Below are 19,687 nucleotides of genomic sequence, written 5' to 3' on the forward strand. Positions count from 1 at the left end.
TTATTCTGCTACAACCACAAAAGGAACTTGTACTTTAACTTCCTTGTGTAAGTTTAAATTAGCAGTATATTCGCCAAGCTCTTTTGGCTCTACATCAAAAGTGATACGACGGCGATCAACTTCAAAACCTTCTTTTTTCAAAGCATCAGCGATTTGAATCGTGTTAACCGAACCGAAGATCTTGCCGGTTTCTCCAGCTTTAGCGCCTATTGTTAATTTAACAGACTCTAATTTAGCTGCAAGATCGGTAGCATCCTTCTTGATTTTTTCTTGTTTAAATTGCGCTTGTTTAATGTTTTCTGCAAGCACTTTCTTGGCTGAAGGAGTAGCTAAAATCGCTAAACCTTGAGGAATTAAGTAGTTACGACCATAACCATTTTTTACGGTTACGATATCATCCTTCTCGCCAAGCTTCTTAATATCTTGTTTTAAAATAATTTCCATGTCGTTCTTACCTCCAGATTATTTTAATGAATCAGTTACATAAGGTAATAAACCAATATGGCGTGCACGTTTCACAGCCTGTGCCACTTTACGTTGGAATTTTAAAGAAGTTCCTGTTAGGCGGCGAGGTAAAATCTTACCTTGATCATTTACAAACTTCAATAAAAAGTTTGCGTCTTTATAATCGATATATTTAATACCGTTCTTTTTGAAACGGCAATACTTCTTACGGTTATCCTCTACTTTAGGGGCAGTAACGTATTGAATTTGCTCTTTTGCCATTATTTTGCTACCTCCTCAGTTTTCGTTTCAGGTTTCTTGTTAAAAGCACCGCTGCGCTTTTTCTCGTTATAAGCAATTGCATGCTTATCTAACGAAATGGTAAGGAACCGCATAACACGTTCATCACGTTTGTACTCAAGTTCCAGTTTGCTGATTAATTCACCTGGAGCCTTGAATTCTGTTAGGTGATAGAACCCTGTTGTTTTTTTCTCAATAGGGTACGCTAATTTTTTCAAACCCCAATTATCCTCGTGGATAATTTCGGCTCCGTTTTCAGTAAGAATGTTTTTGAATTTGGCAATTACCTCTTTCGCAACCTCTTCTGATAACAACGGGGTAAGAATTACTACGGTTTCGTATTGTTGCATTTTGTTAAAAAGTTTGTTATTATAATGTCCGCACAAAGCGGAGCGCAAAGATAGGTATATGTTTTTAGAATTGCAAGCTTTGTTTCGCTTGTTGTTAAGTAGTTAAGTGGGGAAATAGTTAAGTAGGAGAGTATTTGATGATCCAACAGAAACATAACAACTCAACGGCTCGACTACTTTTACTTCTCAACTAACAAAAGCCGATTGGCTAATTCCGGCAAAATCCGTACCTTCGTGCCGATGGATAATTTTATTGTTTCTGCGCGTAAATATCGGCCTTCAACCTTTGAAACGGTAGTGGGACAGCAGCACATTACCGGAACGCTTAAGAATGCCATTAAGAACAGTCAGTTAGCACAGGCCTTTCTCTTTTGCGGTCCACGTGGGGTGGGGAAAACGACTTGTGCACGCATTTTAGCAAAAACAATTAATTGTCAACATTTAAGTTCGGAAATAGAAGCTTGTGGTACCTGCGACTCCTGTAAGTCATTTCAAAACGGCAATTCCTTTAGTATTCACGAACTGGATGCAGCTTCTAATAACTCTGTTGATGATATAAGAAGTCTGATTGAACAGGTTAGAATTCCCCCGCAGACCGGTAAGTATAAAATTTATATTATCGATGAGGTGCACATGCTTTCAACGCAGGCCTTCAACGCTTTCTTGAAAACATTGGAGGAACCTCCCGCTTATGCTATTTTCATTCTGGCGACTACTGAGAAGCATAAAATATTGCCTACGATTTTATCTCGTTGCCAGATTTTCGACTTTAACCGGATTAAAGTTGAACATATTGCCGGTCACCTGGCAAACATAGCGAATAAAGAAGGCGTTGCTTATGACCAGGACGGATTGCATCTCATTGCACAAAAAGCAGATGGGGGACTTCGGGATGCCTTATCCATGTTTGATCAGATTGTTAGCTTTTCCAATAAGAACGTTAGCTATCAAGCAGTTATTGATAACCTGAATATCTTAGATTATGACTATTATTTTAAGCTAACCGATGCGATCTTTTCCGAAAATTCGGTGAATGCACTATTGGTTTTTGATGAGGTACTGTCCAATGGTTTTGATGGCAGCCATTTTATTTCGGGTTTAGCGTCTCACTTTAGAAACCTTTTAGTAGGAAAGGACGCCAGTACACTTAAATTATTGGAAGTAAGTGAAAATATTCGTCAACGCTATTTAGAGCAGGCACAACAAGCGGAGGTGGGCCTGTTGCTTTCGGCTTTAAATATCGCCAATCAATGCGAAATAAATTATCGAACGAGCAAAAACCAGCGACTGCAAGTAGAACTCGCTCTGTTAAAAATGTGCCACATCCGATCGGCCATTCAGTTTAATAAGCAAGCAATCGAAATGAATAACCGGCCTGAGTCGGTAAAAAAAAAACCTGATACTTTAGCAGTTAACGTGGTTTCAGCCCCTCCTCCTGTGACGGCGACGCCAAAGGAGCCGATGAAACCCACGTCTCCGGCAGCTATCCATCAAGACTCTTCGCCGAAATTGCAGGAGTCCACAGCCTCGGGAAAACTGAAGATTCCTAGTTTTAAGGATATCAAATTATCGTCCTCGATTCCCAGCTTAAGTGACGTTTTTAAAGATAAAAAGGAAACGGATCCTAACGCTGATCCCGAATATATAACGGGATCGGACCAACAGCACTTTACCTATGACGATTTTTTAAAGGTTTGGCATGCTTTTGCAGATAAAGCGAAGGCCGAAAGCAAGATTACGCTTTTTACCTTAATGACCGCTAATCCTCCTAAACTCAGGGATGATTTCAAGGTAGAGGTAATCGTAGAAAATGCCATTCAGGAAAATTTATTGTCCATATCTAAAATTGATATGCTAAATGAATTACGGGTCAGATTGAAAAATTTTTCTATAGACCTGATTCCCGTACAAGCCGAATCGAATGTCGTACGTAAACCTTATACCAATCAAGAGAAGTATCAGGCAATGGTCGCTAAAAATCCTTTAGTGGATAAATTAAGACAAGAATTCAACCTGGGGTTTGAATAAGTTATTAGCCGTGAGGCCTGAGCTATTGGCTGTTGCATTTATTTATATTAATTGCTACACCTAAAGGCTAAAGCCCCTATAAGCAGTCCTAATCTCGTTTTGGATAACCCTCTTCATCTAAATCATCTCTTTCATCTTCAGGTGTTTCTGCTAATTTTTCATCCTCTTTACTTAAGCGTGTGATCCGTCCATTGTCGATATGCATACCTAACTCTTCGACATCAGTTTCTAACGATTTGTCGGGGTCGTATTCATCGCCTACATACTGATTAGCTTCATCCCAATCCGAATTGTCATCTTCCCCCTGCGGCGCAGTAGTATCATAAGGATCTTCATGTTGATACTCTCTTTCTTCGTTCGGATAGTCCTTCGTGTCGGGATCAATATCGTACTCAAAGCTATCTTCCCGCTCATTATAACGTAAATTTTCTATATTACCACGATCGGCCTGATCATTTGGAATCTCTTCGTTCTTTTGAATATTCGGTTTATCCTTATTCATAATGCTTTTTCTTAAGTTCGTATTCTTCCTATGGAACAGTTGATTTTAAAATAGGTTTGTTAAAATGTGTTTAATCCGAAGCTGTATCTTTGTTTATGCTTAATCGATGTGTAATCACATTTTTTTTCTTTATCGGTTTATCCGGAATATTGTTTTCGGTTCAGGCACAGCAGCCGGTTTTACTAACAGATAGCCTACATCAACATATGTTCACTTTTGGAGAACTCAAATCCATGGTAGATACGACAGATAGGTTAACATTCGAGCAGATTCAGCAAGCTCGCGGCGCGTCGTTATTTAAGACCAATAAAAGCAGCACTCCTCAGAATACAGAAACCAACAAATACTATTGGTATAAATTACGCATTGATCACCGGGATACGCGGGAAAAGTTGTTTGTTCTAGAATTCTTTGACCAAACTATTGATGAGATTGAAGCTTATATTCCCACCCGGCAAGGTAGATATGCACAGGTCGTATTGGGTGATCAGTTAACGTTTTCTGCCCGTCCTTTTAGGCACAAAAACTTTGTGATTCCTTTGTATAACGAATTACAGGGAACGCATGACTACTACTTCCGTATTAAATCATCTCAGGTAGCAGATGTTATCATCGTCCTTCGTTCCATTGATTATTTTATAGGATATGCCTTGGGAGAGTATTTTAGTTTCGGTATTTTCTACGGCATGATCTTTATATTCTGTTTTTATAATATGGTTATGTTCTTCGCCGTAAGACAGAGAGCCTATCTTTACTACGTTTGTTACCTGTTATGTGTTGCCCTATTTGAAATGTGTACAGACGGTATCGCCTATCATTATCTATGGCCCCGTCTGTCAAACTGGAATCAATTTGCTTTTGGGATTGTTCTATGTTTGATGAGCATATTCGCCTTATTATTTACACAGCGTTTATTGCTGCTGCACCGAAAGGCCCCTCGCTTGCATTTTTTTATTTCTGTTGTTATTGCTGCCAGATTATTGTTCTTTGCTTATTGCTTGCTTTTTGATAAAAGTCTTTTCAATTATAAATTTCTGGAAGCTGTGCCACTTCTTGTCGCGTTTGGTTCAGGAATTTATATATGGACGACAGGCTATCGCCCTGCTCGATATTTTGTTATTGGCTATGGCTTCCTATTCTTCGGCTATCTCGTAAAGTTTCTCATTATGTTAGGGTTCACTTGGCTGAATTTTGGGATCATTTCCTATTATATATTAAGCTTCTGTTTTATTATGGAAATGACCTTTTTGTCATTAGCCGTGGGTGACCGCGTGCGTGTGCTTAAATACAGTCGCGATCGCGCGCAACAGCGCATCATCAAACAAATGAAAATTAATCAGGAGCTTAAAGATAATATTAACCGAGAGCTGGAAGCAAAAGTGACGGAGCGCACCAAAGAACTTATGGAAAAGTCCTCGATTATAGAGCAGCAAAACGAAGCGCTTTTTTCAGCCAATCATACCCTTCAGGAGCAGCGTGATGAAATAGCACGGATCAATGCGCTGCTTAATAAAGATAATGAAGAACTGAAAGAAAATGTAGAACAGGTTACTCGTGCGCGTGTGCTATCAACAGGTGTTCGGTTTGAGGAATTCAGTAAACTCTATCCCGATCAGGAGAGCTGCCTGAAATTTTTAGCAGAGCTTAAATGGAGGGAAGGTTATGAATGTAAGAAATGTGCAACCACCACTTATTATCCTGGGCATTTACCTTATAGCAGGCGTTGTTCGAACTGTGGCTACGAAGAGTCGGCGACGGCCCATACGCTCCTGCAAAATATACGTATACCTATTAACAAATCTTTCTACCTTATCTATTTAATCTACTCTACCAAAGGAAAAATATCCTCACACAAGTTATCAGATATCTTATCGATTAGGCAGAGCACCTGCTGGGCATACAGTAAAAAAATTAAGCAGCAAATAGAAGAGAAAAAACTAACTTTTCGGAAATTGGGCGATAAAGGATGGAGTGAATTGCTTTTTTAGCCTTAGTAAAAGTAGATTATGGGTGCTAATAAATTAAAAAATCGACGGTGTTAAAGCGTATCATAGTGTATTTAGTACACATGCTTCTATTTTAAAGGAAGGTGCTGAAACACAAGCATTGCGACCCGCTTTATATTCCGGTATTTAAGCGTATCAATTAATTTGTAATTATCTATATATCAGTCATTTACATATAAAAATATTTGTTTTTTTCCTGTTTTACCATCTATATTTGTCCCGGAATAAATAGCCGGCTAACAAGTAAACAATTTTAATTACACCAATTTATTAAACTATGTCGAGGAAGCTTTTACTAATGATTTTCCTATTTTTCATCTGCATCTCAAGTTACGGGCAAGGGACCACTGTGAGAGGCGTGGTGAAGGATATATCCGGAGATGCCCTGCCCGGTGTATCTGTTAAGGTGAAAGGAGGGACAGGGGGTACCACTACCGATGGAAATGGGCAATTTACGCTAAAGACACCAGACAATGCGGTATTGATTTTCTCTTATATCGGTTATCAGGTAAAGGAAGAAGCCGTACAGGGAAGCAGTACACTTGAAATTACACTATTGCCCTCCAATCAAGAGCTAGATGAAGTAGTAGTTGTAGGTTATGGCACGCAACGTAAAGGAGATATCACGGGGGCTGTAGGTGTCGTCTCACAAGAAGCTTTTGAGTCTAGACCTAACACCCAATTTGGAAGTATCTTGCAAGGTAAAACGGCAGGGGTGCAAGTATCCTCCCCCGGCGGTAAACCTAATGCGGGGTTGAACATTCGTATCCGTGGAACGAGTTCCATTACCTCCAGCAGCGACCCACTGTATGTAGTAGATGGCGTACCGATAGCCGATACACGTTCGATTAATCCCGCTGATATCGAAAGTATGTCTATTTTGAAGGATGCCGCATCGGCTGCTATTTACGGTGCGCAGGGAGCAAACGGCGTTGTACTTATCACCACAAAGAAAGGCAAGGAGGGGAAGACTCGTGTTGACCTAAATGCCTATGCCGGGTTTTCTTCCGTATGGCGTAAACTCGATGTGCTAAATGCGAGTCAATATCGGGAGTTGATGACAGCGTTAGGAAGAAACACGGATTGGGATCGATACACAGCCAACACGAACTGGCAAGATGAAGTTTTTCAACAAGGGGCATCCCAGAATTATCAATTAGCATTTTCGGGGAAAAGCAATAAAACAACTTATTACTTATCCGGCGGTTGGACCAAGCAAAAGGGAGCTGTGAGAAGCGCCGAAATGGATCGTTATAACTTTAAGGTAAATTTGCAACAAGAAGTAAATAGTTGGCTGACGTTAGGTACCAACTTAGGTTATACGCGTTACCATGATGTAGATGTGGCCGACAATCAAGCAGTTAATCAAGGAGGGGTCATTATGGGGATTTTATCTACACCTCCCAATATTGGAATTTACAATCCTAACGGTACCTTCACCAGTAACCCCTTTCAGGATTGGGAAAACCCCCTTGCATTTACAGATGGATCTGAACGGGGTTATAGAAATCAACGGGTCATAGGAAATGCCTATGCAGAAATCACTTTTCTTCCCGGATTAAAGTTCCGCAGTAATTTTGGTATTGATGCAGGAAGTGGTGTATATGAATATTTCCTGGATCCGATCCGTACAAGCTATGGTCGTGCGCAGGAAGGTATTGGACGTTACAATACCGATCAACGTAATTACTGGATTGCTGACAACACCTTAACTTATAACAAACAGCTTGAAAAACACAATTTCGGTGCTTTACTGGGGATGGTGGCACAAAAAACCCAGTGGGAAAACAGTGAAACCGAACGTACCGGTTTTTCCGGTACATCGATTACGACACCCAATGCAGGCTCCGTGATACGGATAGCAAATGTGTCGAAAAGGGAAAAAGCAAATGTTTCCGTTATCGGGAGAGTTAACTACGATTTTGATGGTAAGTATCTGTTTACCGCAAACTTTCGTGCAGACAATAGCTCCAATTTCGGTTCGGAAAACAAATGGGGTTACTTTCCATCGTTTTCTGCCGGATGGCGTTTGTCAAAGGAAAATTTCTTAAATGAAGTTTCCTGGTTGGATGATTTAAAGTTGCGCGCAGGTTGGGGAATTGTTGGAAATGATAATGTAGGTGAATATGCTTATTGGGGGCGCGTAGCTAGTGATGCTAATTATCCCTTTGGAGGTGTTATATCCCCGGGAACCCGGCCATCTACTTTACAAAATGATAATTTGAAATGGGAGGAGACGAAGCAAACAAATATTGGCCTTGACATCAGTGTATTTAATGCTCGGTTAAATTTCAGTGCCGATGCCTATTTAAAGAAGACGAGCGACTTATTACTGAACGTTCCTGTACCTCGAGCAACGGGTTTTGATTATGTCTTACAAAATGCGGGAGCATTGGAAAATAAGGGTTTAGAATTTCAGGTAAATTCCCGAAACTTAGCGGGGGCGCTCAAATGGGAAACCGATTTAAATATTTCATTGAACCGTAACAAAGTAAGCGATTTGGCAGGTACCACTATTTTCGGTGCCAATATATCCGGAAGGGGAGATTTGAGTTATACTACCGTAGGCAACCCCATCGGCATGTTTTATGGTTATGTGTTCACAGGAGTAGATCCGCAGACGGGAGATGCTCTATATTTAAGAAACGACGGAACAAGCTCCAACAATCCATCCCCGGATGATCGCCGAATTATTGGAAATCCTAACCCAGATTTCATTTATGGACTAACCAACACCTTTGGATACAAGAACTTTGGATTCAGTATTTTTCTACAGGGAAGCCAAGGCAACGATATTTACAATGGTACGCGGGTAGAAACGGAAGGAATGATTGATGCTAAGAACCAAACGACGGCGGTGCTCGATCGTTGGACCAGTCCGGGGCAGCTTACCAATGTTCCGCGAGCTGTACCGGATAATACCAATAATTCACGGAACTCCACTCGTTTTGTTGAAAATGGTTCGTATCTGCGCGTAAAATCAGTAACCTTAAGCTACAATTTGCCGGAAACATTATTGAGTAGGTTGAAACTAAGCAACGTAAAAGTATATGTAACGGGCGAAAACCTATTTACCGTTACAAATTATAAGGGCTTTGATCCGGAAGTTAATGCTTTCACTAATACCAATGATGCTACGCAGAACAAAAACACTTTTGTGGGAATCGACTACGGAACGTACCCGCAAACGCGTAACTTAATCTTTGGCTTGAATGTTTCATTTTAAAGAAGATAGATATGACACGACATATAATAAGAGGTATGGTCGTTTGCCTTGTTGCGACAACCATTATTTCCTGTAATAAATTTACCGATTTAACGCCGATTTCTGAGGCCACTAATGAAAATGCTTATACCACAGCAAAGGAAGCAGAAGCAGCATTGACAGGAGCTTATGACGCGCTGCAGCAGGAATACTATGTTTGGGACAACATTATATTCAGCGATGTAATATCCGACAATTACTACGCAGGGGGAGATAACCCTGAGATTTTTGCTGTTGATAAATTACAAATTGTTCCTACAAATGGTCGCTTATTCACCAATTGGGGGCAGCTGTACGGAGGGATCGCCCGGGCAAATACCGTATTGGAAAAGGTGCCGGGTATTTCCGATCCGCAGTTGGACGAAAGCGGAAGACGGGATCAGATCCTGGGAGAGGCTTATTTTCTTAGAGCCTTTCATTATTTTAATTTAGTGAAACTTTTCGGTGGCGTGCCCTTGATCTTGGTGCCTGTGGAGGCGAGCAAAACAGAAGAATATATCATTTCCAAATCAACTGAAAGCCAGGTGTATGATCAAATTATTGCTGACCTGGAACAAGCAGTGGCTTTGCTGCCGGATACTTTTTCCGATGAAAGCAGTATCAATAAGGCTCGGGCAACAAAAGGTGCCGCAAATGCTTTATTGGCGAAAGTGCACGCCCAGAGACCAGATCGCGACTATAACCGCGTGTTAAGCTATTGCGATGCCGTAATAAACAGTCCGGCCAATTATCAATTGTTGGCCAATTTTTCGGAATTATTTGATGGGGCGCATTACAATAATGCCGAGTCGATTTTGGAAGTGCAATATGTTGGCGCTCCCGAGGGTAATTTTGGTCCGCAGATGTTATTGCCACCGTCATTGAGTGGGGATACCTGGCGAAAATTTGTAACTCCGTCCCATGATTTGGTAAATGCTTTCGATAGCGAGGCAGATGTGGTACGGAAAAATAGCAGCATTTTATTTGAAAAAGTAAATTGGTTGGATGAGTTCTGGGGAAATCGGGCCGATAGTGAAGTTCCTTTTGCCTATAAGTGGAAAAATGCGAGCGGTTGGGCCAGTTCCAATAGGCAGTATTTACTTCGTTTAGGGGATATTATTTTGCTGAAAGCAGAAGCTCTAAATGAATTGGGTAGAACGGCGGAAGCAAGGGAAATTTTAAATCAAATCCGACAGAGAGCAAAGATCAGTCCCTCCGAAGCCAACAGTCAATCAGCTCTACGAGCGGCCATCTTGAAAGAAAGAAGGCTGGAACTTTGTCAAGAAGCACAACGATGGGATGATTTAAAGCGCGCCGGTTTGGCGGTGGATGTAATGAATGAGCTGAATGAAATCGACTTACGCACCAATCAGCCAGTGGATTATAATATGACGACGGAGAAATTGCTGTTGCCAATGCCGCAACAGGAATTAGACCGAAATGGGCAATTGACGCAAAATCCGGGATACTAATTATGGTAGATATGCAGTTTGGGAAACTATATATGGCAATATTGGCCTTGATTATCTTTCTGTCTTGTAAACAAGGTCTTTCAAAGAAAGAGCGTAGCGAAGCACAAGCAAGCGATACCGGCAGCGAGATTACTTCTTATTTAACCAGAGGAGACCGTTCGGCTTTATTGCAAAAATCTTCGCTGTCTTTTGGCGGAAGTAAAGCCTCGAAAAATATCGTGGTAAACACGTTGGAAACTTATCAGGAGATTGATGGATTTGGATATACATTGACGGGGGGAAGTGCCGATCTTATCGCTTCTTTGTCGAACACCAAGCAGGATAGCTTGCTGGAAGAGCTTTTTGCTGATAAGGAGCAATCAATCCGAGTGAACTATCTCCGTATAAGCATTGGAGCATCTGATTTAAGTGCCACTACATTTACTTACGATGAAATGCCACCGGGTAAAACCGATCCGGACTTGAACTATTTTTCGATCGCCAAGGAAAAGGAGACGTTGATTCCGGTCCTGAAGAAGATACTGGCCATCAATCCTGATCTTAAAATACTGGGCTCCCCTTGGACGGCTCCTACATGGATGAAAACAAATGGAGCTTTTAAAGGTGGAAGCCTGAAAAAGGAGTACTACGCAAGTTATGCGCAGTATTTTGTTAAGTATATAAAGGAGATGGAAAAGGAAGGTATTACAATTGATGCGATTACCATTCAGAACGAACCCTTGCACCCGGGGAACACACCGAGTATGTACATGGAAGCAAAGGATCAAGCCGATTTTATTAAAACGGCTTTAGGTCCTGCTTTTGAATCTGCGGGCATAAAAACCAAAATAATCGTATATGATCATAATGCAGATCGGCCCGACTACCCGCTGGAAATTTATGCAGATAAAGATGCAGCAAAATATGTAGATGGAGCTGCCTTCCATTTGTACGGTGGCAAAATTGAAGCATTGTCGAAAGTGCATGAGGCTTTTCCTGATAAAAGTCTCTACTTTACCGAACAATGGGTGGGCGGTCCTGGCAATTTTCCGGAAGATTTGAAGTGGCATGTGTCTACGCTTGTTATAGGTGCTACGCGTAATTGGAGCAGGAATGTACTTGAATGGAATCTGGCAGCTGATGCCTCTTATAACCCGCATACACCCGACGGTGGTTGTACCAGCTGCCTAGGGGCTTTAACCATAGATGACGACCGCGTAAGTCGTAATGTGGCTTATTACATTATAGGTCATGTCTCCAAGTTCGTTCCAACGGGATCCAAGCGTATAGCCTCTACATGGATGGATAGTTTACCCAATGTGGCCTTCTTAACTCCTGAGGGAAAAAGGGTGTTGATTGTTGTCAATGTGGAAAGCGAGGAACAAGGCTTCACATTTGAAGAATCGGAACGAAATGTACCGGTTGTCCTGCCAGGTGGATCGGTTGCCACCTTCGTTTGGTAAAAAGGATTTCGGTTTACGTTTTATCGAAAAGTTTGCTTTTCATGCTACTTTTGAGTTATTTTACCGTTTGTTAGATGATGCTTTGCCTCATCCTGTTAAAAAATCAAATAACTATAGATGAAACTTAACAAAATTGCTTTTATTGTTGCATTAGGAGCAGCTACGTTTTTCGTAAGTTGTAAAAGTAAAAAGCTGATTGTGAACGATGGTGCCGAAGTTGTCAATACAGGTGGTACGCCAGATCATATTGAAGGCGGTACCGTTTCCAGAACAGACGAAGGGGTGGTCCTTACTTTTGAATCCGATGTACTGTTTGCCACGAACTCTTCTTATCTGTCGGAAAAGGCGAAAGTAACAATGAAGAACATGGTGGCCTACATTAATAAGAATTACCCGAATGCACAAATTCAGATCAATGGCCATACCGACTCGACAGGTGAAGCGGATTATAACCAATGGTTATCCGAGAAACGTGCAGCATCGGTTAAGAACTATGCGGTATCCATAGGGCTTAATGGAAGCAACATCAAAACAAAAGGATATGGTAAAAGTAAACCGGTAGCAACGAACAGTACTGCAGATGGTAGGCAAAAAAATAGAAGGGTAGAGGTGATTATATTGAAATAGCTTTTAGCCTTTAGCGATTAGGGGTTAGTCTTTTGAAATGAAGTGCTAAAACTAATCGCTAACAGCTAAGGACTTCTAAAGTTCATTCGCTCTGGCTGTTATCTCTGCGATATCCAATACCTGCACTTCCTGCTCCTTATTGTAGTTTTTAACACCATCTTTGAGCATTGTCATACAGAAGGGGCATGCTGCTGCTATGATATGTGGATCGGTTTGCAGCGCTTCATCAATCCGTTCGATATTAATATCCTTTCTTCCTTTTTCGGGCTCTTTAAACATTTGGGCACCGCCGGCACCACAGCATAGTCCATTGCTTTTACATCGTTTCATCTCTACAAGCTGTGCATCAAGTACTTCGAGTGCTTTTCGAGGAGCCTCATATACGTTGTTTCCGCGACCTAAATAGCAAGGGTCATGAAAAGTTATTCTTTTACCCTTGAATGGTTTTCCCTCCGTTTGCTTGAGTTTTCCCTCATCAATTAATTGTTGGATCAATTGGCTGTGATGAACCACTTCATATTGTCCGCCTAATGCAGGGTATTCATTTTTCAGCGTATTGAAGCAGTGCGGGCAAGCGGTTACGATCTTCTTTATCTCATACGTGTTTAATGTTTGGATATTCATTTGAGCCTGCATTTGAAATAGGAATTCATTGCCAGCCCGTTTAGCCGGGTCTCCGGTACAACCTTCTTCGGTTCCTAGTATGGCAAATTTAAGGCCCACATGATTCAAGATCTTACAAATGTCACGAGTGATGTGTTGAGCACGCTCGTCAAAGCTACCTGCACAACCTACCCAAAATAGTATTTCCGGATTTTCCCCCTTGGCTGCCATTTCGGCCATAGTAGGGATATGTAGCGTGTTATCCATTATTTTTATTTAAGTATCATGACTAAGTGTAAAGGATGTGCGTCCTCTTGATATATATTTATGCCTTGTATTTTCGATAACTAAAGGCCTTCTCTCCAGTTTACGCGATCAGCTTGTGCATATTTCCATGGAGCTCCGTTATTTTCAACATTAGCAAACATTGTATTCAAGCTGGATGGTGCCAGTGATTCTTCCATGACAATATATCGTCTCATATCCATAATAATTTCCAAGGGATTAATATTAACAGGGCAAGCTTCTGTGCAGGCGTTGCAGCTTGTGCAAGCCCAAAGTTCTTCCCGCGAAATATAATTATCTAATAGCGATTTCCCATCCTCTGTAAATGAGCCGTTTTTATCTATTTGTTTTCCGACTTCTACCATACGGTCCCGAGTATCCATCATGATTTTCCGCGGTGAAAGTAATTTTCCGGTGATGTTCGCCGGGCATACTGAGGTACAACGACCGCATTCGGTACAAGTATACGCATCCAGTAAATTTTTCCAGGTGAGATCCGTAATGTCTTTTACACCAAAGCGTGCAGGTTGATCACTTACCGGCGGCGCATAGGAAGGATCGAGCATCGCTTTAACTTCGTGCGTCACAGCGTCCATATTTGTAAATTGACCCTTCGGTTTTAGGTTGGAAAAGTAAGTATTCGGGAAGGCCAATACAATATGTAAATGCTTTGAATAGGGAAGATAATTCAAGAAAACCAATACACCCACGATGTGAAACCACCAGCAACTGCGCTCAATGACCCGAAGCGAATCCGGATTTTCAGGCAATAAAGGAAGCAGCAGAGAACTCATCGGGAAAGAGCCGGTGATCGATGTGCTATGAATTTGCAATTGCAATTTATAATCAGCGGCATTCATAGACAAGAATGCCGTCATTAAAGCTATCTCTGCAAGCAAAATAAGATTGGCATCGGTTCTTGGCCAACGGGTCATCTCCACTCCGAAGAAACGTTTTACATGTATAATGTTTCTTCGGATTAAGAAGATCACGCAGCCGAGTAGTACAGAGAGAGCCAACCACTCGAAGCATGCTATCAGTAAATTGTACAGAGCGCCCAAACCGGAAAAAGCACGATGGGTGCCCGCTAAGCCGTCAATAACGATCTCCAACATTTCTATATTGATGATGATAAAACCTAAGTAAACAAAAAGATGCAATACGAAGGGAATGGGGCGCTTGGCCATTTTGCTTTGGCCGAAGGCAACACGAAGCATGGTTCGCCATCGCACACCAGGCTGATCACTCCTATCTGTCGGTTTTCCTAACTTGATATTCCGGATAATCTTGCGCGCGTTATAAGTTACTAAAGCAATTGCCGTCAATAAAATGATCGCAAAGATAATTTGGCCTATCATAACAATATGGTTTTTTACGAAGTTACATAAAACTATTTATTATGCTTGCATAATAAATAAAATTTAGAAAAGATTTAAATTGCCAGATATGATGCTAAAGGTGTTGCTTAGTACGCGATAAAAGAGGTCATGATTTTTTAAAACCACTCATGCAATACGGTACGATTTTGTAAAAAAACCAGGTACATGTCATGTTTTTTGCCTTTTTTATTTATTTTCCTCAAGTAATTCATTCGATTATGGTTAAAAGACTACTCCTGCTTAAATTATCTGTTTTTATCAGCTGTGCGGTAACGGCGCAGCAGTCTACCGAATCTATTCAGGTTACAGATATGCTTAACATACAACGTATCAATCAGCTTGAAATTTCGCCAGATAAAAAACTGATCCTGTTTAATGTTCAAAAAATAAAGGGGCGAGAAAGTGACGTAGATAATTATGAATATGATAACCAGCTTTGGATGGCGAACAGGGAAGAACAATATAAGCTAAGGCAACTTACCTATAGTGAGCAGAATCCAAGTCAGCCTTCTTTCAGCCCGAAGGGAAGCGATATTCTTTTTGTTAGGACGATAAAAGGTAAACCGCAGCTGTTTTTAATGTCGTTATCCGGAGGAGAGCCGATGCAGCTTACCGATTTTAAATATGGTGCAAGCTCACCAAAATGGAGCCCTGACGGAAAGAAAATAGTATTTAGTGCCACCTTGAAATTGGAAGAGCTCCTGCAGGATTCGCTATTAAATCCGAAGCAACAATTGCCTTTATGGTTGAGTGAAAAACCCGGTTATCGAGATAATCATTATCTCGGAAAGTCGGATGCAAAAGCTAATCCAAATGGAAATCTTGCAGAAGTCAGGGCCTATCTGGCTCAGAATGAAAGGGAATATAAGGCAAAAGTAATCAATAAGCTACAGTTTCAGGGAGAAGCTGCTACCTCGAGTGAAATGCGCTTTACCCATTTATTCGTCATTGCGGTTTCAGATGGTGCACCGCAGACCGCGCCAAGGGCAATCACGACGGGTTTTAACAGTTATAGTGATCCTTATTTTTGCAACAACGACCAAATCGTCGTTAATGGGAGGCTTTCGGATACAATATTTCCGGATCGTGCATTAGAAAGCGCTGTCTATAAAATAAGCTTGAGTAGTCCTCTTCCTCAAAAAATATTGGGAAAAAAAGAGCTGTCTTATAGAATCAACACGGTATCTCCATTCGGGAGCTATCTGATATATAGCGAATCCATGGTCGCTACACCGAATGTACCAAGTGTGCATGTGATGGATTTAACGGAATCTAAACACTTGTATCCAATTGACTTGGATCGAAATATGGGAAACTTCAAATGGGCTGAAAAAGAAGATCAGGTTTATTTTACCGCTCAAAGCAACGGAGGGATTCCACTTTATCGATTTTCATTAAGGGGAGCCAAGCTGGAGAAATTATCGAGTGAACATGTAGGAATTGAAGACTACGTGATTGGAAAAAAAGTATTAGTTTATACCAAGACGAGTGTAAACAACCCGTGCGAACTGGAAATAGCCGATATGGATATGAAGCAAACCCAGAGAATCAGTTCTTTCAATGCAAGCTGGTTGAAGAACAGGAAACTCAGTTTGCCGGAAAAGCATGTTTTCAAGAACGAGGAGGGAATGGAAGTGGAGTATTGGGTAATGAAGCCCATTGGTTTTCAAGAGGGGAAGAAATATCCTTTATTGCTGGAGATTCATGGTGGACCGAGTGCCATGTGGGGACCGGGCGAGAATAGTATGTGGCATGAATATCAGTTTTTCTGTGCAAAAGGTTATGGTATTGTCTATTGTAATCCGCGAGGATCGGGAGGGTATGGTGAAAGGTTCCTTCGGGCAAATATGGATAATTGGGGAAAGGGACCTGCCAAAGATGTTTTGGAGGCTTTGGATCGAACAGTAGCGGAAGGTTGGGCTGATACGAGTAGACTGTTGCTGACAGGCGGTTCTTATGCCGGTTATCTGGTAAGTTGGATTATTGGGCACGACCAACGTTTTAAGGCAGCGTGTAGTCAACGAGGTGTGTATGATCTAAAGACCTTTTTTGGAGAAGGAAACGCGTGGCGGCTGGTGCCGAACTATTTCGGTGGTTATCCTTGGGAAGAGAAAACCAGACAAACGATCGAACGGGAATCGCCTATTAATTATGTGTCAAATATAAAAACTCCGTATATCATCTTTCACGGTGAGAATGATCTACGTACGGGTGTTATACAGAGCGAAATGCTATATAAAAGCTTAAAGATATTAGGAAGGCCGGTTGAATATGTGAGGCATCCCGGTGCTACCCACGAAATTACACGTAGTGGAGATAATAGGCAACGTATAGACCAGATGTTGCGTACTTACGAGTTTTTTGAGCGTTTTATTAACTGATTTTGTCCTTAGCTTTACCGCCCTCAGACGACATAGTAAAAAAGAGGGCGGTAAAGCTAAGGATTTTATATAACCAGGATGGTTTGTAAAAATAATTTTTGAAAGAATAGGCCGTACAATTGTTCTAAATTTATTATATTAAATTCAGCTTTGGAAAAAATAACGCCACCTTGGCAAAGGTAGAGAGATGAATGGTGACAAACAATCCCTGTTTTTCGGTATTTTTATTCTCTTTCATTAAAACCGATTTCCCATTTCCAAAGTTCAGAAGCCGGGACGCAAAATGCAAAAATATTCGACCAAATAACTATCTAATACGACAAAATGAGGTTGTATTGATATGCGTATTGGTTTGGTTCGTCACTTCGAGAATTGTGTAACAAAAAAGCCTCAGTGTTATCTGAGGCTTTCTGTGGTACCAACTGGATTCGAACCAGTGACACAAGGATTTTCAGTCCTTTGCTCTACCAACTGAGCTATGGTACCGTCAAACGTTGGTTTTTTTATTTCCGTTCGTTTGTTTTGGGACTGCAAATGTAGTGTCTTTTTTGAATTCACCAAAGTTTTCTTAAAAAAAAGATGCGTTTTTTTTAAGAATATGGTGCATAGGCCTGATTCACAGCTACAAAATTTTAAATGTAATTTAGGCTTACTTGAGTAGCCCCTTTTCTTTTAGATCTTCAAATATAATCTTATCAACCTCGGAAACTCTTGGCTTGTCATTGTACGATAGCCAAACGACTTCTTCAATTTCAGCCGACGCTTGCAAAATACCGTGAAAGGATGCTGTGTAGCAGCGCATGTTAACCATAATTCCTACTGGATGATCATGAGCTTGGGCGGAGAATTCTCCATAAAATCTGATCGATTCAGGAATTATAGTCACTGTCAACTCTTCTGCGATCTCTCTAATTAGAGCTTCTATATCTGATTCGCCTGCCTCACGCTTACCGCCGGGAAGATAATAGGTGTCTTTCCCTCTGCTGCGTGTCGATAGGATTCGGCCGTCTTTAATTTCAATGAGTGCAAGTTTGTCGATCATTCCCTTTATTATGATTGATAGCCTAAGGCATGTTTGCTCATGGCGATATTAAGTGTTATGTTTAGTGTTTTGTTCAATTTCGGAAAGCGTTAATTCATTCTTTCTTTGAGCCCAAAAGCCAATGATTATCAAAATCATTCCTGTCATAATCGATACATCCGCCATATTAAAAATACCTGTTTTAATGAAAAGGTAATCAATGTGCATAAAATCCGTGACCGATCCATAGAGAATTCTGTCGTAAAGATTGCCTATTCCGCCACCAAGCGCAAAGGCAATACCTACCGATAGCCAGGCTGAGTTTTTGTCTTGCTGTATTAAGTAATAAAGGCCGAATAGTAAAATTAGGGCAGGAAGTATGGATAGAAATATGATTTTTACGATTCCGGGCAGGTTGTTGCCCAAGCTTAAAAAAGCACCGCTATTTTCTACTTTAGTTAAGACAAAATACCTGTCGACAATCTTAATCTCTTCATAGTAATCAATTTTTTCACGAACGATGCGTTTTGATACTTGATCGCAGCCCACATTTATTAGTACCAATAGTAGGAGTAATATAGTTCTCATCTTCTCAATAACCTGTTGACCCTTTTTTTTTCGAAGTTCGGGCAATACCGATTTGCAAGATAATACTAAAACTTCCATTTAGCAAGACCATTCGTAGAAGAGAAGTATATTAGTTTAGGCGATGGTTGCGCTTTTATTGATACCATCTGGCAGCCTTTGCCTGCCAGATGGTTAGTAAATGACTTTGGCTAGGCGTTTAAACCGCCATCAATGGTAAGTGAAGTGCCGGTGATATACTTGCTTTCTTCACTTGCCAAGAACGCCACTAAATTGGCAATATCACTCCCGGTACCATAATCTGATAAAGCCATTCTGCTTCGTAAAAAATCTGCCAACTCGGTGTTTGCAGGATTCATATCTGTATCAATTGGACCTGGTTGCACAACATTAACGGTGATGTTTTTTGGTCCTAGGTCCCGAGCCAGCCCTCTAGTAAAACCGGTTAATGCAGATTTACTCATTGTATAAAGTGTTGTTTGTGCACTCAGTGCATTCTCCGCCATATTGCTTCCAATATTAATAATCCGACCACCGTTGGGCATACTTTTTACTGTTTCCAATGCTGCTATAAACAAGGCCCGAACGTTAATATTCATAATTTGTTCATAATCTTCCAATGTATGCTCTTCAAAGGGCCTACCAATATAAATACCGGCATTGTTAACAAGAATATCAATAGGACCAAAGGCAGATACAACCTGTTGAATAGCGCTTTGTATTGCCTGCGGATCCGCGCTATCTGCTTGTATGGCATTCACTTGTTTGCCCGCTTTTTGAAGCCTATCACGGAGCTGTTCAGCTTTTTCCGGCGATTTTGCATAGGTAAATGAAACATGCGCTCCTTCTGTAGCGAGTTTTTCTACAATGGCGGCACCAATTCCTCTGCTGCCACCTGTAACCAAGACTATCTTGTTTTTCAATCTTTCCATTGGTAATTTTTTTTACCAAAAGTAGGTTCTTAACTTTATATTTGTAAGTACAGATTAAATTGTTAGGTACTAACAAAAACGTAAGA

The 19,687-nt window shown here is 41.0% G+C and carries 16 protein-coding genes and 1 tRNA gene; 7 read left to right on the plus strand and 10 right to left on the minus strand.

All coding sequences use genetic code 11. The features are described 5' to 3' along the window. The 3 genes from rplI to rpsF are packed head-to-tail and all read right to left on the minus strand — an operon-like array spanning window position 1 to window position 1,094. The gene (gene rplI / locus E0E36_RS16380) at window positions 1-444 is read right to left on the minus strand and encodes a 50S ribosomal protein L9 (protein ID WP_013665625.1); all 444 of its coding nucleotides are present in this window, start codon (window positions 442-444) and stop codon (window positions 1-3) included. 18 nt (window positions 445-462) lie between these two features. Continuing rightward, window positions 463-726: a 30S ribosomal protein S18 gene (gene rpsR, locus E0E36_RS16385; RefSeq protein ID WP_013665626.1), complete on the minus strand. Its 264-nt coding sequence runs from the start codon at window positions 724-726 to the stop codon at window positions 463-465. After that, a complete protein-coding gene (gene rpsF, locus E0E36_RS16390; RefSeq protein ID WP_013665627.1) occupies window positions 726-1,094 on the minus strand; it encodes a 30S ribosomal protein S6 in 369 nt (122 codons plus the stop codon). The genes rpsR and rpsF overlap by 1 nt, the downstream gene beginning before the upstream one ends. Before the next feature lie 240 nt (window positions 1,095-1,334). Between rpsF and E0E36_RS16395 the strand changes: the two genes are divergently transcribed. Then, the gene (locus E0E36_RS16395) at window positions 1,335-3,122 is read left to right on the plus strand and encodes a DNA polymerase III subunit gamma/tau (RefSeq protein WP_041388169.1); all 1,788 of its coding nucleotides are present in this window, start codon (window positions 1,335-1,337) and stop codon (window positions 3,120-3,122) included. Window positions 3,123-3,210: 88 nt separating this feature from the next. Here the strand turns inward: E0E36_RS16395 and E0E36_RS16400 are convergent, their stop codons facing one another. Beyond that, window positions 3,211-3,624, minus strand: a complete 414-nt coding sequence (locus E0E36_RS16400; protein WP_013665629.1) for a hypothetical protein — start codon at window positions 3,622-3,624, stop codon at window positions 3,211-3,213. Between the two features lie 206 nt (window positions 3,625-3,830). Here E0E36_RS16400 and E0E36_RS16405 point away from each other — a divergent pair, with 206 nt between their 5' ends. The 5 genes from E0E36_RS16405 to E0E36_RS16425 all read left to right on the plus strand — a co-directional run bounded on the left by E0E36_RS16405 (window position 3,831) and on the right by E0E36_RS16425 (window position 12,415). Further along, a complete protein-coding gene (locus tag E0E36_RS16405; RefSeq protein WP_242627269.1) occupies window positions 3,831-5,612 on the plus strand; it encodes a 7TM diverse intracellular signaling domain-containing protein in 1,782 nt (593 codons plus the stop codon). A 295-nt stretch (window positions 5,613-5,907) separates the two neighbouring features. Then, a complete protein-coding gene (locus tag E0E36_RS16410) occupies window positions 5,908-8,856 on the plus strand; it encodes a SusC/RagA family TonB-linked outer membrane protein (protein WP_130856862.1) in 2,949 nt (982 codons plus the stop codon). 11 nt (window positions 8,857-8,867) lie between these two features. After that, on the plus strand, window positions 8,868-10,346 hold the full coding sequence (locus E0E36_RS16415; RefSeq protein WP_130856863.1) for a RagB/SusD family nutrient uptake outer membrane protein: 1,479 nt from the start codon (window positions 8,868-8,870) through the stop codon (window positions 10,344-10,346). Window positions 10,347-10,348: 2 nt separating this feature from the next. Then, a complete protein-coding gene (locus tag E0E36_RS16420; RefSeq protein ID WP_242627271.1) occupies window positions 10,349-11,788 on the plus strand; it encodes a glycoside hydrolase family 30 protein in 1,440 nt (479 codons plus the stop codon). A gap of 117 nt (window positions 11,789-11,905) precedes the next feature. After that, window positions 11,906-12,415: an OmpA family protein gene (locus E0E36_RS16425; protein ID WP_013665634.1), complete on the plus strand. Its 510-nt coding sequence runs from the start codon at window positions 11,906-11,908 to the stop codon at window positions 12,413-12,415. A 75-nt stretch (window positions 12,416-12,490) separates the two neighbouring features. On the opposite strand, the gene E0E36_RS16430 is transcribed toward E0E36_RS16425, so the two are convergent. Then, entirely contained in the window at window positions 12,491-13,285 is a 795-nt protein-coding gene (locus E0E36_RS16430; protein WP_013665635.1) for a (Fe-S)-binding protein, read from the minus strand. 80 nt (window positions 13,286-13,365) lie between these two features. Then, on the minus strand, window positions 13,366-14,661 hold the full coding sequence (locus E0E36_RS16435; protein ID WP_130856864.1) for a 4Fe-4S dicluster domain-containing protein: 1,296 nt from the start codon (window positions 14,659-14,661) through the stop codon (window positions 13,366-13,368). Window positions 14,662-14,900: 239 nt separating this feature from the next. On the opposite strand from E0E36_RS16435, the gene E0E36_RS16440 reads away from it, so the two are divergent. Then, on the plus strand, window positions 14,901-17,063 hold the full coding sequence (locus tag E0E36_RS16440; RefSeq protein WP_242627273.1) for a S9 family peptidase: 2,163 nt from the start codon (window positions 14,901-14,903) through the stop codon (window positions 17,061-17,063). A gap of 413 nt (window positions 17,064-17,476) precedes the next feature. Here the strand turns inward: E0E36_RS16440 and E0E36_RS16445 are convergent. The 4 genes from E0E36_RS16445 to E0E36_RS16460 form a co-directional block, all read right to left on the minus strand. Next, window positions 17,477-17,549 (minus strand) — tRNA-Phe (locus E0E36_RS16445). Between the two features lie 163 nt (window positions 17,550-17,712). Then, window positions 17,713-18,105 (minus strand): NUDIX hydrolase, encoded by a 393-nt coding sequence (locus E0E36_RS16450; protein ID WP_013665638.1) that lies wholly within the window; start codon window positions 18,103-18,105, stop codon window positions 17,713-17,715. Window positions 18,106-18,153: 48 nt separating this feature from the next. Further along, window positions 18,154-18,672: a signal peptidase II gene (gene lspA / locus E0E36_RS16455; RefSeq protein ID WP_041388171.1), complete on the minus strand. Its 519-nt coding sequence runs from the start codon at window positions 18,670-18,672 to the stop codon at window positions 18,154-18,156. A 188-nt stretch (window positions 18,673-18,860) separates the two neighbouring features. After that, window positions 18,861-19,601, minus strand: a complete 741-nt coding sequence (locus E0E36_RS16460) for an SDR family NAD(P)-dependent oxidoreductase (RefSeq protein WP_013665640.1) — start codon at window positions 19,599-19,601, stop codon at window positions 18,861-18,863. Window positions 19,602-19,687 lie beyond the last annotated feature (86 nt).

This window comes from Olivibacter jilunii (assembly GCF_900607235.1).
Lineage (GTDB): Bacteria > Bacteroidota > Bacteroidia > Sphingobacteriales > Sphingobacteriaceae > Olivibacter > Olivibacter oleidegradans.

What these genes read in the sequence shown, in the direction of transcription:
- E0E36_RS16415 (WP_130856863.1), top strand. Translation starts at nt 8,868, where the DNA reads ATGACACGACATATAATAAGAGGTATGGTCGTTTGCCTTGTTGCGACA.
- E0E36_RS16395 (WP_041388169.1), top strand. Translation starts at nt 1,335, where the DNA reads ATGGATAATTTTATTGTTTCTGCGCGTAAATATCGGCCTTCAACCTTT.
- E0E36_RS16440 (WP_242627273.1), top strand. Translation starts at nt 14,901, where the DNA reads ATGGTTAAAAGACTACTCCTGCTTAAATTATCTGTTTTTATCAGCTGT.
- lspA (WP_041388171.1), bottom strand. Translation starts at nt 18,672, where the DNA reads ATGAGAACTATATTACTCCTACTATTGGTACTAATAAATGTGGGCTGC.
- E0E36_RS16400 (WP_013665629.1), bottom strand. Translation starts at nt 3,624, where the DNA reads ATGAATAAGGATAAACCGAATATTCAAAAGAACGAAGAGATTCCAAAT.
- E0E36_RS16405 (WP_242627269.1), top strand. Translation starts at nt 3,831, where the DNA reads ATGTTCACTTTTGGAGAACTCAAATCCATGGTAGATACGACAGATAGG.
- rpsR (WP_013665626.1), bottom strand. Translation starts at nt 726, where the DNA reads ATGGCAAAAGAGCAAATTCAATACGTTACTGCCCCTAAAGTAGAGGAT.
- E0E36_RS16450 (WP_013665638.1), bottom strand. Translation starts at nt 18,105, where the DNA reads ATGATCGACAAACTTGCACTCATTGAAATTAAAGACGGCCGAATCCTA.
- E0E36_RS16460 (WP_013665640.1), bottom strand. Translation starts at nt 19,601, where the DNA reads ATGGAAAGATTGAAAAACAAGATAGTCTTGGTTACAGGTGGCAGCAGA.
- E0E36_RS16435 (WP_130856864.1), bottom strand. Translation starts at nt 14,661, where the DNA reads ATGATAGGCCAAATTATCTTTGCGATCATTTTATTGACGGCAATTGCT.
- E0E36_RS16425 (WP_013665634.1), top strand. Translation starts at nt 11,906, where the DNA reads ATGAAACTTAACAAAATTGCTTTTATTGTTGCATTAGGAGCAGCTACG.
- rplI (WP_013665625.1), bottom strand. Translation starts at nt 444, where the DNA reads ATGGAAATTATTTTAAAACAAGATATTAAGAAGCTTGGCGAGAAGGAT.
- E0E36_RS16420 (WP_242627271.1), top strand. Translation starts at nt 10,349, where the DNA reads ATGGTAGATATGCAGTTTGGGAAACTATATATGGCAATATTGGCCTTG.
- E0E36_RS16430 (WP_013665635.1), bottom strand. Translation starts at nt 13,285, where the DNA reads ATGGATAACACGCTACATATCCCTACTATGGCCGAAATGGCAGCCAAG.
- E0E36_RS16410 (WP_130856862.1), top strand. Translation starts at nt 5,908, where the DNA reads ATGTCGAGGAAGCTTTTACTAATGATTTTCCTATTTTTCATCTGCATC.
- rpsF (WP_013665627.1), bottom strand. Translation starts at nt 1,094, where the DNA reads ATGCAACAATACGAAACCGTAGTAATTCTTACCCCGTTGTTATCAGAA.